Annotated in this window: 9 protein-coding genes and 2 pseudogenes; 10 read left to right on the forward strand and 1 reads right to left on the reverse strand. The window is 49.2% G+C overall.

What is annotated here, in order from left to right:
• Positions 1-22: 22 nt before the first annotated feature.
• The 6 genes and pseudogenes from L3D05_RS01540 to L3D05_RS26915 form a co-directional block, all read left to right on the forward strand.
• Complete coding sequence (locus L3D05_RS01540) at positions 23-1,858, forward strand: type 2 periplasmic-binding domain-containing protein (RefSeq protein ID WP_239613974.1); 1,836 nt, start codon at positions 23-25, stop codon at positions 1,856-1,858.
• 132 nt (positions 1,859-1,990) lie between these two features.
• A complete protein-coding gene (locus L3D05_RS01545) occupies positions 1,991-3,751 on the forward strand; it encodes a sensor histidine kinase (RefSeq protein ID WP_239613976.1) in 1,761 nt (586 codons plus the stop codon).
• Complete coding sequence (locus L3D05_RS01550; protein WP_239613978.1) at positions 3,744-5,147, forward strand: response regulator transcription factor; 1,404 nt, start codon at positions 3,744-3,746, stop codon at positions 5,145-5,147. Before L3D05_RS01545 ends, L3D05_RS01550 begins: the two co-directional genes overlap by 8 nt.
• Positions 5,148-5,280: 133 nt before the next feature.
• Positions 5,281-6,978 (forward strand): extracellular solute-binding protein, encoded by a 1,698-nt coding sequence (locus L3D05_RS01555; protein ID WP_239613980.1) that lies wholly within the window; start codon positions 5,281-5,283, stop codon positions 6,976-6,978.
• A 149-nt stretch (positions 6,979-7,127) separates the two neighbouring features.
• Positions 7,128-10,307 (forward strand): annotated as a pseudogene (locus L3D05_RS01560) (X2-like carbohydrate binding domain-containing protein); the annotation flags it as partial.
• A 36-nt stretch (positions 10,308-10,343) separates the two neighbouring features.
• Positions 10,344-11,063 (forward strand): annotated as a pseudogene (locus tag L3D05_RS26915) (cellulose binding domain-containing protein); the annotation flags it as partial.
• A gap of 77 nt (positions 11,064-11,140) precedes the next feature.
• Here L3D05_RS26915 and yicI read toward each other — a convergent pair.
• Positions 11,141-13,465, reverse strand: coding sequence for an alpha-xylosidase (gene yicI, locus L3D05_RS01570; RefSeq protein ID WP_239613983.1), 2,325 nt, complete (start codon positions 13,463-13,465; stop codon positions 11,141-11,143).
• 127 nt (positions 13,466-13,592) lie between these two features.
• Between yicI and L3D05_RS01575 the strand changes: the two genes are divergently transcribed.
• The 4 genes from L3D05_RS01575 to L3D05_RS01590 all read left to right on the forward strand — a co-directional run bounded on the left by L3D05_RS01575 (position 13,593) and on the right by L3D05_RS01590 (position 17,704).
• Positions 13,593-14,474, forward strand: a complete 882-nt coding sequence (locus L3D05_RS01575) for an AraC family transcriptional regulator (protein ID WP_239613985.1) — start codon at positions 13,593-13,595, stop codon at positions 14,472-14,474.
• Between the two features lie 65 nt (positions 14,475-14,539).
• Positions 14,540-15,715: a peptidylprolyl isomerase gene (locus tag L3D05_RS01580; RefSeq protein WP_239613987.1), complete on the forward strand. Its 1,176-nt coding sequence runs from the start codon at positions 14,540-14,542 to the stop codon at positions 15,713-15,715.
• A 212-nt stretch (positions 15,716-15,927) separates the two neighbouring features.
• Positions 15,928-16,626 carry a response regulator transcription factor gene (locus tag L3D05_RS01585; RefSeq protein WP_239613989.1) on the forward strand — a complete coding sequence of 233 codons (699 nt, stop codon included), beginning with the start codon at positions 15,928-15,930 and terminating at the stop codon, positions 16,624-16,626.
• Positions 16,616-17,704: a sensor histidine kinase gene (locus tag L3D05_RS01590; RefSeq protein WP_239613991.1), complete on the forward strand. Its 1,089-nt coding sequence runs from the start codon at positions 16,616-16,618 to the stop codon at positions 17,702-17,704. The genes L3D05_RS01585 and L3D05_RS01590 overlap by 11 nt, the downstream gene beginning before the upstream one ends.
• Positions 17,705-17,742: the final 38 nt, after the last annotated feature.

The following is a 17,742-nucleotide window of genomic DNA, read 5'->3' on the forward strand; positions in this document are numbered from 1 at the left end:
AATAAAGGGAGGCACTTCCGAAATGAGATTAAAAAAAGCGCTTATTGTCATGCTTTCGATCATGATCGTTGTTGTCATGGCCGCATGCAGCAAAAGTAACGACAAATCGAACTCCTCGCCCTCCAGCTCGGCTCCCGCATCGAGTTCATCGTCCACGGAGCCATCAGCGTCTGAGTCGGCTAGTCCGTCGGACACCGGCCTCGATCACTCCAAGACGCTGAAGCTGACCGTATTCTCAACGACGGCAAATTACGCCGGGCCGCAAATCGGATGGTTCGCGAAAGCGATCAAGGACAAATTCAACATCGAATTGGACATCGTAGCTTCTAACCTTACAGGCGGCGATACGAAAATCGCGGCGATGATGGCTTCCGGGGATATGGGAGATATCGTCATCTGGGGCGACGACAAAAACAATTACCCGAACGCGATCAAAGGCGGTTTACTGCTTGATCTAACGAAAGACGGGCTTCTCGATACGTATGGCAAAGATATCGTAGGCAAATATCCTAAGGCGATCGAGAAAGCGAAAATCGCTTTCGGCAGCGGGAATGCCGTCTATGGGATCGGTAACAACGTAGCCAGCAACCCGAGCGGTCCTTCCGAAGGGAAAGACATGACATGGGGACCTGACTTGCGCTGGGATTTGTACCAGCAAGTAGGCGCGCCGGAAATCAACACGCCATCGGATTATCTTCCTGTGCTTAAGAAAATGCAGGAACTCGAACCTAAGAACGCGAACGGTAAGAAAACATATGCGTTCTCGTTATGGTCCGACTGGGATGGCAACTACAAGATGACGCTAGCGAAGCAATTCGCGAACATGTATGGCTATGACGAGATCGTAGATACAGCGCTGTACACGAAAGCGGATGAAGAGAAATATTACGATTTCCTCTCCGACGAGAGCTGGTACATGAAATCCCTTAAGCTCTATTTCGACGCTAATCAAATGGGTCTGCTCGATCCCGATTCTTTGACCCAGAAGTTCGATGACGTTGTAGCGAAATATAAAGACGGACGCTTGTTGTTCTCTTGGTTCCCGTGGTTAGGCGCTGCCAACTACAATACCGAGGAAAACAAAGCTGCAGGAAAAGGATTCCAAACGGTTCCGTTCAATGAAGAAGTCATGTATTCTACCGGATTTAACGTCTATGGCGGTAACGGAATTATTTCCATCGGCGCGAAAGCGAAAGATCCTAAACGGGTTATGGAATTCATTAACTGGATGTACACGCCGGAAGGCGCGATGTTATCGGCAGGTAGCGGTACGGCTGTTCCGAACGGTCCTAAAGGCTTGACTTGGGATATCGGCGCGGATGGCAAACCAATGATTACAGATTTCGGAATTAAAGCTTTCGCTGATCAACAAAATACGAAAATACCTGAAGAATTCGGTGGCGGCGACTTCTATTACGGGCAAAACCAAATGAACTTCTCTTTCGTTGTACCTGCCGAAGTAAATCCTGAAACAAATGAGCCATACGACCACAACCTGTGGGAAACATCGCTCAAACTGAACCCGAGCAAGCTGGAAAGCAGCTGGCGCGAGAAGTACGGCGTACTGACGGCTAAAGAATATTTCGTAAAGAACAACAAAATCGCGGTCGCTCCTCAAGGCTTTACGGGCAAAGAGCCGCTCGTTATGGACAAAACGCTTGAACAGAAAAACAAATTGATCGGTACCGTCATTCAACAATATTCTTGGAAGATGGTATACGCGAAAAACGAAGATCAATACAACAAAATTAAGCAGGAGATGCTCGACAAAGTTAAGGGCTTAGGCTATGACGAAGTCATCGCGTTCTCCATTAAGAAAGCCGAAGAATTGTACGAAGCGCGTAAGAGCGTAAAATAATACGCTAACGTGAGATGACAAACGGATCTGGCAGAGGGGGGAATGCCCTTCTGCCAGATTGTTGTCTAAGCATCCATAAGCTAGGGAATATGATATAATTACGAGCATTATGGAGCTATCGAGAGGAAGAAGATGCGCGGGATGCTACGACAACTCGTATCGCGGAATCGCTTTGCCGCCCGTTCCTTAAGGCAAAAGCTAGTAATCTATTTAATGATCGGATGCTTGCTGCCTCTTCTATTGGTAGGCATCGTTACTTACTCTTCCATTTATTCCATCCTCACCGGTAAAATTCAAAGCGGGATCAGCGCTAGCTTGCAACAAGAATCGGCAAGCCTGGAAAATACGATCAACAACCTCGACTTCGCGTCCAAGCAATTTGCTCTCGACGGTCAGATCGTGCAGGAGGTTTCTTCGTTCCTGCAGGAAAAGCAAATCTACAAGAAATCGCAAATTATGGCCTCCATTAACGAGAAGATGAATCTCGTCAATTTCACGAACCCTTACCTCGGTCTAACGGCTTATTTGCTTCCTGGAACCGAGGACCAAATCTTATTCACGAATCTCAGCATGGAATCCGACTTCGATAGCAATAAGCTTCCTTCTTTTATTACGTATAACGGAGCGAAGTATTTCGGCCCGCACAAGACGATGTACAAGGACAGCACGAATATCGTCTTCTCGGGTCTAAGAGTCGTGCGCGTCTCCGGCAAACAAGAGGTTTATATTTATTTAGAGACGAACTACAATCTGTTCCGCAATATTCTTAGCCAACAATCTTACGGCATGAAAGTCAATCATCTTCTGGTGAACGAGCAGGGGAACATCACCTACATGGAAGATAAAGACCTTCCGGAAGGGATCGAGAAGTTAACTTGGGATCACTCCGCAAGCGATCATAGGGAATACAAAGGGTACCATTTGTTTCGGTACGACAGTCCGCAAGGGTGGCAATTAATCGCAGCGGTGAAGAAATCGACCTTCAATAGCGAGATTTATTCCTGGATTACGAAAATGATCGTTCTAGCTTTATCCACTTTACTGTTTGCCGGATTATTAGCGTATCTCATATGGAGGCAGGTGTATCGGCCTCTTCGCAAGGTTAATGTGGAAATCGTCCGCATGGCGGAAAATCGCATGACCCCGGTATCGTTCACGAACGTAGAGGAGTTCGACCTCGTTCTGAACAACTTTCAGATGATGAAAACCCAAGTCAATGATTTGATCGACGCCGTTGCGCATAACGAGAAGCAGAAAAGCCAATTCGAGATCGAGAAACTGCTTAGCCAGATCAATCCTCATTTTCTTCACAATACGTTGAATACCGTCCAATGGCTGGCGCGTCTGAACGGCCAGAAGGAAATAGATAGATTAGTTACGTTGCTCGTAAAAGTGCTCCATTACAACTTAGGTAAACAAAGCCTTATCGTAACAATAGGCGATGAGATAGAAGCGCTTCATCATTATATGGAGCTTCAGAGAATCCGATATGACTACGAGTTCGAATTTACGGTCGATGTCGATAACAGTGCATTATCCGTCGCCGTTCCGAGATTCCTTCTGCAGCCGATCGTGGAAAATGCCATCTATCACGGCGTAAGCGAGAGGAATGGAAGGGTGACAATCCAGATTCGTACCGTCGATGGAGATAACGTTTCGCTCAGCGTAGAAGATAACGGAGCAGGAATCGAACCGGAGGCCGTCGAGAAGTTGCTCAACGACGATGAAGGCTCTAAGCGAAGAGGGTTAGGTATAGGGCTGTCCTACGTGAATCGGATGTTAAGAAGATATTATGGAGATAACGTCCAGTTTACTATCCAAAGCGAACTGGGTTCGGGGACGAAAGTATCTATCGTCATCCCTAGGAAAGGAAAGGAGGAGTTCGATGATTAGGGCGGTTGTCGTAGACGATGAGAAACTGGTCCGCAAAGGCTTCATTTCCCTGATCGATTGGGCTCGCTTCGGAATCGTAATGGTCGGGGAAGCAGCCGATGGCAAGTCGGCTCTGGAATTGCTGGAGCGGGTAGAAGCGGATTTGATGTTCACGGATATTACGATGCCTGTCATGTCAGGATTTGATCTGATCAAGCAGGTCAGGCAACGATTCCCAAGGGTGAAGTCGGTAGTCTTGACTTGCCACCATGAGTTCGATTTCGTGCAAGAGGCTCTTCGTCTCGGAGCAATCGATTACATCGTTAAAACTTTATTGGAAATGGACAACGCGGACGACGTGATATTACGTATCGTTGAACGTTTTGAGTGGGAAGCCGGTAATCGCGCGACTTTCATGGCCGACGTGAATCCAAAGCGATTAGCCGCTCCGTCTGCGATCGTGTTTGTTCCGCAAACACAGGGAATGGATAACGGCCCCTTATTCCAACTTGGCGTTGTCCGTCGCAATCCTCTGGACCAGCTTGATCGAATGTGGATGGCGCAACTCGTTCATCCTCCTACTCAAGATGAACTGAACCGGGAATTAGGCGGTGAACATCTTTCGAAATGGCAGATTGCGATTGTATCCGGGCTTGTTAATCAGTCGATTGATGAAGTCAGATCAACACTGAACGATAAGCTGCCGAAATGGCTGTTCTACAATGCGGTGAAGGGGGAACCGTCGCGTCTGAGTTATGACGAGCTTACGTACAGGGAGTTGAACACATCTAAGCCGGCCGAAGATTGGTTGCTTGTAGCATACGAGATGAAATGGACGCTCTATGCGACTGGATGGGATTACTTCTTGGGCAAGATTAGCGAGCTGATGCCAGCACCGGAGAAATTGATTGCTTTCGCCGAGTCGTTATGCCGAGATTGGAGCGGTATGATCGTGAAGGCTGCCGATGCTGACGTTCTGTTGTCAGGTATGGCGAGAAATCGCAATTGGTCCGATTGGCGAACCTGGCTGAAGAGATTCTCGGATTTCGTCCAACTCCGCATGGTTGAATTGTCTTTGTCCAAAGAAGTGATGTTGTGCTTAATCCGAGCCATTCGGTATATGAAGGAAAGCACGGGAGATAAGATTAACCAAGCGGACGTGGCAAGTTATGTGAACATGAGCCGAAGCTATTTCAGCCAATGCTTCGCGAAGCTGGCCGGAGAAGCGTTCGGAGTCGTGCTTCGGAATATTCGAATCGACAAAGCTAAATCATTGCTCGTGGAATCGAAGCTACCGATCTATGAGATTGCTTCCATGGCTGGTTTCGAGGACGATAAGTATTTCAGCAAGCTGTTTCGCGAGCGAGTCGGGAAGCTGCCGACGGAATATCGGATCGAGGGTGGGAAATCGGTTTGAACGGGATTGAAATCGGTTTGCAAAGGGAAGACGATTGTCCGGCAATCGGAGTTCGTTTTCTCTCTATGAAAACCGAATCTAGCGTATAAAATGAAAGCGTGAATGAGTCGCTTTCCGAAATGAGGGTCCATTCATGAATGCGAGATTAGCATTGGTCTTACTCTCGATTTTACTGTTGTTTAGCGCGTGTTCTAGCAATAGCCAACGAGACAAAGGCAATAAAGTAAGAGAGGCCAAGGAGGAGCTGAAGTTCGCCACCATCCCCTCGATTGAAGAAGATCCGGCATATGGAAAATACAATGAACCCGTTACCGTTAGGATCGGCTTCAAAATCCCGGACGAGAAGAGCGCGACGGGTGAAACGAATGATAACAATCCGGTATCTCGTTACTTCGAGAACATTACCAATATTAAAGTCGTACATTCATGGGAGGCGAAAAGAGACGATCCTTTTAAGCAAAAGGTAGATTTGGCTATCAATAGCAGCGATCTCCCGGACGCCATGGTTGTCGACCGCAATCAATTAAGGAAGCTCATCGAGAATGACATGATCGAGGATCTCACAGACGTCTATAACAAATACGGTTCAAGCTTAGTTAAGGCAATGTACGACTCGACAAAAGGAATTGCCCTGCAAGATGCCTCATCTGGCGGAAAGTTATATGGTTTGCCGAATGTGGCGATCGAAGCGGATGCCCCTTCGTTGTTATGGATCCGCCAGGATTGGCTGGACAAATTGAATTTGCAGCCTCCGAAAACTTTCGCAGACCTTGAACGGATTGCCCTGGCTTTCATCGAGCGGGATCCCGATCGTAACGGCAAGAGAGATACGATCGGACTTCCCGGAGACAAGAAGGTCGTGCATGGTCAAGACAAAGCGGGACTTAACGATTTCGATGCGTTATTCAGCGCGTTTCACGCGTTTCCGAAAAACTGGATAAAGGATAATGACGGACAAGTCGTATATGGCTCGATCACTGCCGAAAACAAGGAAGTATTAGCGATGCTTTCCGATTGGTACAAGCGTGGAATCATCGATAACGAATTCGTTCTTTACAAGGAAGCCGAAGAACCGATCAGCACGAATAAGGCAGGAATGTTCTTCGGTCCATGGTGGGCTCCGTATTGGCCGCTAGCGGGTGCCGTATCCAACGATATGAAGTCCGAATGGCGGGCGTACGCCGCACCGTTAGATAAGGATAGTAAATTCATAACCCACATGTCTCCGACAACAGATCGTTTTCTCGTCGTACGCAAAGGCTATGAACACCCCGAAGCCGTCGTGAAAATGCTGAATATTTTTACCCGGCTTGAACGTAGACAGGATCCGAATACGACGGAAGTCACGAAACTAGATGAATTTTCCGCTCAAACCGGAATACAACTACGAAGCTATTATCCATTCGATTTGTTGCTAGACTATGCGGATGCCATTACCCAGAGATATGTGAATGTCCAGAAGGCGATGCGCGGAGAGATCGATCCTGTTTCTCTTGATCCGGATACGAAACAAGTGTATGAGCAATCGGTTGCGGAGAAAGAAAACCCTAAGAAAAACATGGATGGCTGGAAAGCGGCTAAAGCTTCCGAGTATGGCGGAGGGGTGCTTTACACGACGGATATGGTTCAAGTAAGAGGGATTTTCTATGGGACGACCAAGACGATGGAGACGAAGTGGACGGAGCTTCAGAAGCTGGAGAACGAAACGTTCCTCAAAATTATCGTGGGGGATTTGCCGGTTAGCGCTTTCGATGATTTTGTCCAACATTGGAAAAGTTCGGGAGGGGATCAAATTACAACTGAAGTGTCGCAGATCGTTAACGGCAAATAATGCATCTAACCTATGAAAGGGGGTGAGTTTGATGAGCTGGTGAAAATGCGTCCGTAGCGACAACATGAATCGACTCGCTGCTGAGCTTTTTCCCTTGTTTTATGTAAGCGGATACAAAATTCTTTGAAACCTGAATAGGAGGCTTATTTATGTCAAGAAGGTTGATACGCACCGCTTATGCATGCATTCTATCCTTTTCGTTAGTAGGCAGCTCCCTCATTGGAATGCCCTCGAAAGCCGCGGCGGCGGGCAGCGAGGCCTATAACTGGGCCAACGTTGCCACCGGTGCCGGGGGTGGATTCGTACCAGGTATTATTTATAATGAGACCCAACCCAATCTCATCTATGCACGTACCGATATCGGAGGGGCTTACCGCTGGAATCAAGCGACGAGCAGTTGGGTATCCATTTCGGATTCGGTAGGTTGGGTGGATTGGAACAAGAACGGCGTCGATGCGCTGGCAACCGACCCCGTAGACCCTAACAAAGTGTACATGGCTACCGGAACGTATACGAACAGTTGGGACACGAATGGTCAGATTATGCGCTCTAGCAATCAAGGAGCAACATGGCAGACGACTCCGCTGCCGTTTAAAGTCGGAGGAAATATGCCGGGCCGTTCCATGGGAGAACGCCTTGTCATTGATCCGAACAAGAACAGCATTCTTTACTTCGGAGCACGTAACGGCAACGGTTTATGGAAAAGTATAGATTCCGGGGTTACTTGGAATAAGGTAACTAGCTTTACGAATACCGGAACCTATATTCAAGATCCGACGAACGATTACGCGAACGGAATCGTGGGCTTGGCTTGGATCACGTTCGATAAATCGACGGGTACGGCGGGAAACGCGACGCAGACGATCTATGTTGGAGTAGCGGATTTAGGCAATAGCGTTTACCGCAGCAAGGACGGCGGAGCAACCTGGTCGGCCGTTCCCGGCCAACCGACGGGAATGCTGCCGCATCATGGCGTGCTTGCCTCCACTGGAAAGCTATATATTTCCTATAGCAATGGAGTCGGTCCTTATGACGGTTCCAAAGGGGATGTATGGAAGCTGGATACGGCTACGGGAGTTTGGACGAAAATCAGCCCTTTCCCTAGCACCAGCTCGGACAATTACTTCGGCTATGGAGGGTTAGCGGTGGATGCCCAGCATCCGGATACGCTCATGGTTGCGACCTTGAACTCTTGGTGGCCGGACGCGAACATCTACCGCAGCACCGACGGAGGGGTAACCTGGTCGGGCATATGGGAATGGAACGGTTATCCGACCCGGAACTTGAAATACACCCAAGATATTACCGCGGCGCCATGGCTCAATTCGGGCGGCGTCGATATCCCTCCGGTCCCGGCTCTGAAGCTAGGCTGGATGATCGGCGACTTAGAGATCGATCCGTTTAACTCCAACAGGATGATGTACGGGACGGGCGCAACGATCTACGGAACGAACAATCTTACCGCCTGGGGGACAAGCAGTAAGGTCAATATTTCGGTTATGGCCAAAGGGATCGAAGAGATGGCTGTGTTAGGCTTGATCAGTCCGCCATCCGGCGCGCATCTGCTCAGCGCGGTAGGCGATGTAACCGGGTTCCGGCACAATGACATCACGCAGCCGCCGACAACGACTTTTACCAGTCCGACTTATGCGACGACTTATGGAATTGATTTCGCTCAATCGAATCCAAGTCAAATGGTAAGGGTGGGTATGGCTGATTATGAGGCGGATGCATCGGCGAAGTCGGTAGGCATTTCCAACGACGGCGGATCCAATTGGTATAAAGCAAATGCCGAGCCGCCTGCTACGAAAGGCGGGGGAACGGTAGCTGTCGCGGCTAACGGCAGCTCATACGTATGGAGCACATCGGATGTAGGTGTGTATTACTCCAAATCGAACGGCAATACATGGACGGCCAGCGCGGGCGTTCCGGCCAAAGCGGTCGTCGCGTCGGACCGCGTGAACTCGAACAAGTTCTATGCCGTATTCGAAGGCAAGTTCTACTTGAGCACGGACGGCGGCGCATCGTTCGCCCAAACCGCTGCAACCGGGCTGCCTACGAATGTCGTTTCGTCGTTGCTGCCGAACGAAGCTTCGATCAGCTTTAAAGCCGTACCGGGAATCGAGGGCGATATTTGGTTCGCCGGGGGCAATAGCTCTGAAGGGAAGTACGGGATCTGGCATTCCACCGATTCCGGCGCCAGCTTCACGAAGCTGACCAACGTGCAGGAAGCCGATTTAATCGGTTACGGTATGGCGGCTCCCGGCCAAACCTATGTGGCATTGTATACCGTCGCTAAAATCGACGGCGTACGCGGTGTTTTCCGTTCGGATAACGCGGGAGCGACCTGGGTAAGAATTAACGATGACCAACATCAATATGCGCGGATTAACATGGCGATTACGGGAGATCCTCGCATCTACGGACGCGTCTACTTAGGATCTAACGGAAGAGGGATCTTGTACGGCGATCCTGTGAGCGTCTCAAGTAATTCTTCCATCACGCCGACAAGCGCAACGTTCGACAAGAAAACGGCAAACCAAGCGGATGTGACCGTTACGTTAACGCTAAACGGAAACACGCTTAGCGCGATCAAGAACGGAGCGGCGACGCTCGTGTCGGGAACGGATTATACGGTCTCGGGAAGCACGGTCACCATTAAGAAAGCGTATTTGGCAGCGCAGGCTATCTGAACGACAAGCTTGATGTTCGACTTCAGCGCGGGAAGCGATCCGGCGTTGGCGATCAGCGTCGTAGATACGAGTAGCGTCTCCAATTCCTCCATTACGCCGACAAGCGCAACGTTCGACAAGAAAACGGCAAACCAAGCGGTTGTGACCGTTACGTTACCGCTAAACGGAAACACGCTTAGCGCGATCAAGAACGGAGCGGCGACGCTCGTGTCGGGAACGGATTATACGGTCTCGGGAAGCACGGTCACCATTAAGAAAGCGTATTTGGCAGCGCAGGCAATCGGAACGACAAGCTTGCTGTTCGACTTCAGCGCGGGAATCGATCCGGCGTTGGCGATCAGCGTCGTAGATACGACTAGCGTCGCCAATTCCGCCATTACGCCGACAAGCGCAACGTTCGATAAGAAAACGGCAAACCAAGCGGATGTGACCGTTACGTTAACGCTGAACGGAAACACGCTTAGCGCGATCAAGAACGGAGCGGCGACGCTCGTGTCGGGAACGGATTATACGGTCTCGGGAAGCACGGTCACCATTAAGAAAGCGTATTTGGCAGCGCAGGCAATCGGAACGACAAGCTTGCTGTTCGACTTCAGCGCGGGAATCGATCCGGCGTTGGCGATCAGCGTCGTAGATACGACTAGCGTCGCCAATTCCGCCATTACGCCGACAAGCGCAACGTTCGATAAGAAAACGGCAAACCAAGCGGATGTGACCGTTACGTTAACGCTGAACGGAAACACGCTTAGCGCGATCAAGAACGGAGCGGCGACACTCGTGTCCGGGACGGACTATACGGTCTCGGGAAGCACGGTCACCATTAAGAAAGCGTATTTGGCCGCGCAAGCAGTAGGCACGACAAGCTTGCTGTTCGACTTCAGCGCGGGAATCGATCCGACGTTGACGGTCAGCGTCGTAGATACAACAACGGTCACACCGGGAGCCGTTAAAACGCAAATGTACAATGGTTCTTTGACCGCTTCGCTGAATACGATCAATCCGAGATTCAAGCTTGTGAATACAGGCACTTCCGCAGTCGCCTTATCCAATGTGAAGATTAGGTACTACTACACGATTGACGGAGAAAAAGCGCAAAGCTTTTTCTGTGACTGGTCGCAGGTTGGCGGCAACAACGTTACAGGCACTTTCGTCAAGCTGACGACCGCCAAAACGGGAGCGGATTATTATTTGGAGATCGGCTTTACGAGCGGAGCGGGAAGTCTTGCCGCAGGACAGAGCATCGATATTCAAACCCGATTTGCGAAAAATGACTGGACGAATTATACGCAAACCGGCGATTACTCCTTCGATGCTACCGATACGAATTACGTAGATTGGACGAAAGCACCAACCTACGTCTCGGGAAGCCTTCAATGGGGCATCGAGCCTTAAACACTAAGGAGAGGAAAGGAAAAGAGCTTGCGGAACCCTCCTGGGGGACCGCAAGCTCTTTAAGTTGCTTATGGGGATTACAGCGAGATGATCACCGATGCCGCGCCGCTAGCTGGAACGATGAGCGTTCCTTGCTCGTGCGAGCTGGCTTTACCGTTCGTGACGCCGGAGACGCCGTTGATTCCGCGTAACAGTATGCTCCAGTTTTTGGAGCTTCCGGTTGCTTCAACCGTAATTTTATTGTTCTCGCGAGTCGCCGCTACCGACAGCTCGGGATCGCCTTTGATCGTAGGTACGATCGCCGAAGCCGTTGCTCCGTCCTGCAAAGCGAACAATTGGAAGGTGACGCCGTCCGCGTATTCATAATCCGGGCGGTTTTCTTCGTTCCCTACCGGGATTAGGCTATTCTCGCGAGCGTACAGAGGTAAGCTGAAGTAGTCGTAGCGGTCTTTCCGCCACACTCCGCCTTGAACTTGTTCGCCGGTCAAGAAATGAGTCCAAGTTCCATGCGGGAGATAATAAGTCGATTCGCCTTCTGGATTGAAGATCGGCGCGACGAGCAAGGAATCTCCGAGCATGTACTGGCGATCTACGTAATCGCAAGTCGGATCGTTACCGAATTCAAGCACCATCGCTCTCATCAGCGGAATGCCGATGCGCGAGGACTCAACCGATTTGCCGAACAAGTAAGGCATTAAGCGCATCTTGAGCTTCGTGAAGTAGCGAAGAACATCGACCGCTTCCTCGTCATAGAGCCAAGGCACCCGATAGGATGTGCTTCCATGCAAGCGGCTATGGCTGGATAACAAGCCGAACTGTACCCAACGCTTGTAAACGTCAGGAGGCGAGCTTTGCTCGAAACCGCCGATATCGTGGCTCCAGTAACCGAATCCGGACAATCCGAGGGACAATCCGCCGCGAAGGCTCTCCGCCATCGATTCATAAGTCGCCTCGCAATCGCCGCCCCAGTGGACGGGGAATTGTTGGCCGCCGGCCGTTGCGGATCTGGCGAACAGCGCCGCTTCGCCTTTGCCGCGTTTCTCTTCGAGAAGCTCGAACACGACTTTGTTGTAGAGTTGCGTGTAGTAATTGTGCATCTGCTGCGGGTCCGAACCGTCGTGATAGACGACGTCCGTCGGAATCCGTTCGCCGAAGTCGGTTTTGAAGCTGTCCACGCCCATATCGAGCAGGGCCCCGAGCTTGTCCTTGAACCATTGGCATGCCGCCGGATTGGTGAAGTCGACGATGCCCATGCCGTACTGCCACAGATCCCATTGCCATACGCTGCCGTCGGCGCGTTTTAGCAAATATCCTTTTTCCATGCCTTCGTCGAACAGTGCGGAACGTTGAGCGATATAAGGGTTAATCCATACGCAAATTTTCAGGCCTTTGGCTTTCAGTCGCTCAAGCATGCCAACGGGATCAGGGAATACGCGCTCATCCCATTCGAAGTTGCACCACTCGTATTCCTTCATCCAGAAGCAATCGAAATGGAATACCGCTAGAGGCAAATCGCGCTCGGCCATGCCTTCAACGAAGCTAGTTACCGTAGCTTCATCGTAGTTGGTCGTAAAGGAAGTCGTTAACCACAAGCCGTAAGACCAAGCTGGCGGCAACGCGGGTTTTCCTGTTAACGAGGTGTAGTTTTGCAGGACGTTTTTGAGATTTTCTCCGCCGAGCAGGTAATACTCTAAGCTTTCGCCTTGCACGCTGAATTGGGTTTTGGATACGATCTCCGAACCGACCTCGAATGATACGAGTTCGGGGTGATTAACGAATACTCCGTAACCGCGGTTCGTGACATAGAACGGAATGTTTTTATAGGCTTGCTCGGAAGCGGTACCCCCGTCTTCGTTCCAGATGTCGACGACTTGTCCGTTTTTCACGAACGGAGTGAATCTTTCTCCCAGACCGTAGACCGTTTCACCGACGCTTAGGGACAATTGCTCGCGGAAATGATGATTTCCGTTTTCGGCTTTAACGTAAGCGGTGGAACGAGTTCCGCTGCTCGTTAACGATTTTTCTTTATAGGTGTAGCTTATTTTAACCGGGTTTTTTTTCGTAATCGTGACTTTAGTATCTCCGCTAGCTAGGCTGACGAATTCATCGTTATTGTCGATCACGACCGAGACATTGCCTTTTGGAAGAAGATCGAAGGAGGAAGGGCCTTTACGTACCGTACCTTTGTGATGATAGAACTTTACGCGGATTACGTCTGGCATTGGCGAGGAGAATTCCATCGTCATTAACGGCTCGTTAAGCGTATTTTCTCTACCTGCAAGGTGACGATGCGTTGCGTAAACGGTAATGGAATCTGCTTGGGTTCTTACGTCATGAATTTCGTAAGGGCTCAATAGCTGATAACCTTTTCGTGTCATCCAATACCCATCCGTAAATTTCAATGGAGATCATCCCTTCATATCATTTTCTTGATTCTCGTTCTAAATAACATTATATTGATGTTCATGGCTGTTATCTTGCATTATCATGCTCATTTATAACATTATTATGATAAAACGGAGAATTGATATGGATCAGAGACATTTGCGCGAGAATCGAAGGCACGGAAACCCGCAGTTTCCTCTAGCGACTTACTTGCAAGAACAGGGGATAAACGAAACGATCCTAGACAATCATTGGCATGACGAAGCTGAATTTTTGTGGATGTTAAGCGGACAGGCAGTATTTCAGATTGGTCTAGCGACCTTTGAGCTTCAGGCTGGCGAAGGGATTTTTATTCCTTGCGGCGAGGTGCATGGGGGATATGCGCTTTCCGAAACCGCCTGTACTTTTAAAGCCATCGTGTTCCATATGGACTGGCTAACGGAAGCACGGGACGGAATAGCTACCCGATTTCTCCAGCCGTTGCAGAGAGGGGACGCCGTAATTCCTTCCGTATATCGTAATGATACGTCTTGGGGAAAGCTCGTCCTTCGGCGTCTCGCCGAGATTCATCGGCTTCACGATACGACGGATTCGGCTAAGGAATTAAGGATCAAGGCCGAGCTCTATTCGTTATTTGCGGACTTGATCGGCGATGGACAATGGACGCGTAGGGATCCGGCTAATTCCGTCGATACCCAAACGATGGACAGGCTGAAAAGCGTAGTCACTTACATCGAGAATCATTGCAGCCAGCCACTGACCGTACCTCTATTAGCCGCCGTTGCGGGAATGAGCGTCGGCCATTTCAGCCGCGTATTCAAATCGTTCATGCGCAAGACGCCGATGGATTACGTCAACCATTATCGTATACAACAGGCGGCCTATTTATTGCAAAATACCAAAATCTCCGTCGCGGAAGCCGCCCTAGAAGTCGGATTGTCGAATTTTAGCTACTTCAGCAAGAAGTTCAGGACGACATACGATTGCACCCCCTCGCAATTTCGCAAAAAATTTAGGAGCCTTTAAGGTATTATTGCGAAATTCTGATATAGTGAATGAGTCGATTGTAAAAACAAGGAGGAAATTGGATAATGAGCGAACGTAACGAAGATGAATTGAACGATAAGGAACAACAAACTAGCAACGAGGATATTGAAAGAGAGATAGAAGAGACTGTGGAGCTGAACTCCGTTCAAGATAAGGACACTTACTTGGACAACGAGCAAGCTGATGCGGCAGCGCCTGCCGAAGCGCCTCACGAAGCACCTACGAAAAACAATTCCGCGGTTGCCGTGCCATGGATCATCGCAGTTATCGCTGTTGCGGCTTTGGTTTTCGTTCTATTTAAGTATCAATCTAGCGATAAAGGCCTTAACGAAACAGTCGCCGAGATGGATGGAATTAAGATCAAACAATCCGATGTTTATACGGAGATCACGACAAAACAGATGAGCGAGGATCAGTTGATTTCTCTAGTCAATAACGTCGCCCAAACCAAAATCGTAGATTTAGAGTCCGATAAAGCAGGCATTAAGATCACGGACGAAGATGTTAAGAAGGAACTCGAAACCTTGAAGAAACAGTACGGCTTTGCTACGGATGATGATTTGAACGCGGCTCTTCAACAGTCCGGTATAACATTGGAGGACTTTAAGGATAAGCAAATCAAACCGGACTTAAAGATCAAGCTATTGTTCGAAAACCATAATCCGGTAACGGATGACGCTCTTAAGGCTTATTTCGACAAAAACAAAGATACATTCGCGACGACTCCGAAAGAAGTAAGGGCTTCGCATATTCTTCTGCCGACTAAGGAAGAAGCGGATGCCGTTCTTGCTGAGCTTAAAGCCGGCAAAGATTTCGCGACTTTGGCGAAAGAGAAGTCCCAGGACGGCTCCAAAGACAAAGGAGGAGACCTCGGATTTTTCGGAACCGGCAAAATGGACGCCGATTTCGAAGCGGCTGCATTCGCGCTGGCCAAAGGCGAAATGAGCGATGTCGTGCAATCGCAATTCGGATATCACATTATCAAGGTGACGGACGTGAAGGAAGCGGTCGTTCCCGAATTCGACACGGTGAAAGCCGACGTCAAGGAAGCTTATTATAACGAGAAGCTTCAAACGGAAGGACTGGCTTGGGTTGAAAGCTTGAAAAAAGCAAGAAATTACAAAAATCTGTTGGAGAAAAAGCCTGAGCCAGCCGCTTCGGCAAGCCCTGAAGCGTCTCCAACGGCAGCTCCTAGCGCTACAGCGTCCTCGGTACAATAACCCGCATCATATTCAAAGAGCAGCTTGCTCCTTTCCGTTCGGATCGACGGAAACGGACAAGCTGTTTTTTTGTTGCCGGCCAATAGAAACCAAAGCTAAAGTATATTTTAAGTTTTCCTTAAGAAGTGTGAAACCTGTTCCGATCGAAGGACAGGATGATAAGGATTAGGGTATAGTGGAGAGATTAGGGATAACGTAAAGGAGTGGCAAAGTTGAGCAAATCAATCCTTATCGTTGACGATGATCGCGAAATCGCCAACCTTATCGATATTTATTTACGGAATGAAGGGTTTCATACGGAACAAGCCCACGATGGGGTTGAAGCGATGGAGAAATTAGAGGGCCAGGCCTTTCACTTGATCGTACTCGATATTATGATGCCTAAGATGGACGGAATGGAAGTATGCAGGCGAATTCGCGATACGGCATCGATTCCTATTCTTATGGTTAGCGCGAAGGCTGAAGATATGGATAAGATTCTCGGGCTCATGACGGGGGCCGACGATTATTTGGTGAAGCCGTTTAATCCTTTGGAATTGGTCGTTCGGGTGAAGACGCTGCTTCGCCGTGCTTATCAGTATGGAACGCAATCCGTCGCTTCGCCGGATGAGGAGGGCTTGTTGAAGATAAACGAGCTTACGATCAACAAATCCACGCATACGGCGGAAGTGCATGGACAACCCGTTCATTTGACATCGACGGAATTCGGCATCCTCTACTTACTGGCGAGCAACCTCGGCCGTGTATTCAGCGCGGAAGATATTTTCCAGCAAGTATGGAAGGAAAAATATTTCGAATCCAACAATACGGTCATGGTGCATATCAGCAAGCTAAGGGACAAGCTCGAACAGGAGATGGGCCGGAAGCTGATCACGACCGTCTGGGGAGTTGGCTACAAAATTGAGAGCTAATATCGCGGTGCGCATGGCGTGGCGTCTCATATGGCAGATTGTATTAAGCGCTATTCTTTCGATCATTTCCTTCTACTTATCGATCATTATTATTGAACGGATGACGCGAAACGATTATACTTCACGATCGTTTCTAAGAGACTTGTACGATACTTTCGGCGAGATGCCGCTTATTTTGTTTGGTTGCTTTGTATTGTTTATCGTGTATATGGTGTTATTCAACTGGAGGCGATTCAATTACTTCGCGAAGCTAAGCCAAGCCGTCGAGCATATATCCAAAGGCAACTTCGATGATACAGTTCCCGTTAGGCAGAACAATGAAGTGACCTTGCTCGCCGAAAATATGAATTCGCTCGTACTTGAGCTTAAGCGGTCGCTCGACGAGGAGAGGAAGACGGAGCAAACGAAAAACGAGCTCATTACGAACGTGTCCCATGATCTGCGTACGCCTTTAACTTCGATTCTAGGATATTTAGGCTTAATCGAGCAGGATCGTTATCGCGATGAAGTGGAAATGCGCCATTATGTTCAGATTGCTTACGCCAAGGCGGAACGGTTAAACGTGCTTATTCACGATTTGTTCGAGTATACTCGGATGCGCCATGACGTCATTCCCCTAAACAAGAAGAAATTTAATCTCGTCGAAATGATGAATCAATTGCTCGTTCACTATCGGCTTTCATTAGAGACGGCCAAAATGAAAGGGAATCTCATCTCGAACGAGAACGATATTACGATTGAGGGAGATCCCGACAAGCTTGTTCGCGTGTTCGAGAATTTGCTCTCGAATGCGATCGCTTACGGAAATACCGGCGGAAAAGTCGATATTTACTTAAATAAGCACAATCATGCAGCCATTGTTGAAATCGTGAATTATGGCAATGCGATTCCGGCAGGCGATTTGCCCCATTTGTTCGACCGGTTCTACCGGGTAGATAAGTCCAGGACGGAGAACAAAGGAGGAACAGGGCTCGGATTGGCCATCGCCAAAGGTCTAGTAGAGAAGCATGGAGGGACGATCTCCGTGACTAGCGATGGGGACAGCACGAATTTCCGGGTATGGTTGCCGCTGAACTAAACCGGATTCGCTATTTTAAGGTAATCTTATGATTTGCT

It is taken from the genome of Cohnella mopanensis, from assembly GCF_022352055.1.
Classification (GTDB): domain Bacteria; phylum Bacillota; class Bacilli; order Paenibacillales; family Paenibacillaceae; genus Cohnella; species Cohnella mopanensis.

Bases quoted from the DNA above. Each gene is read 5' to 3' on its own strand.
- L3D05_RS01540 (WP_239613974.1), top strand. From the start codon at position 23: ATGAGATTAAAAAAAGCGCTTATTGTCATGCTTTCGATCATGATCGTT.
- L3D05_RS01550 (WP_239613978.1), top strand. From the start codon at position 3,744: ATGATTAGGGCGGTTGTCGTAGACGATGAGAAACTGGTCCGCAAAGGC.
- L3D05_RS01575 (WP_239613985.1), top strand. From the start codon at position 13,593: ATGGATCAGAGACATTTGCGCGAGAATCGAAGGCACGGAAACCCGCAG.
- L3D05_RS01555 (WP_239613980.1), top strand. From the start codon at position 5,281: ATGAATGCGAGATTAGCATTGGTCTTACTCTCGATTTTACTGTTGTTT.
- L3D05_RS01580 (WP_239613987.1), top strand. From the start codon at position 14,540: ATGAGCGAACGTAACGAAGATGAATTGAACGATAAGGAACAACAAACT.
- L3D05_RS01545 (WP_239613976.1), top strand. From the start codon at position 1,991: ATGCGCGGGATGCTACGACAACTCGTATCGCGGAATCGCTTTGCCGCC.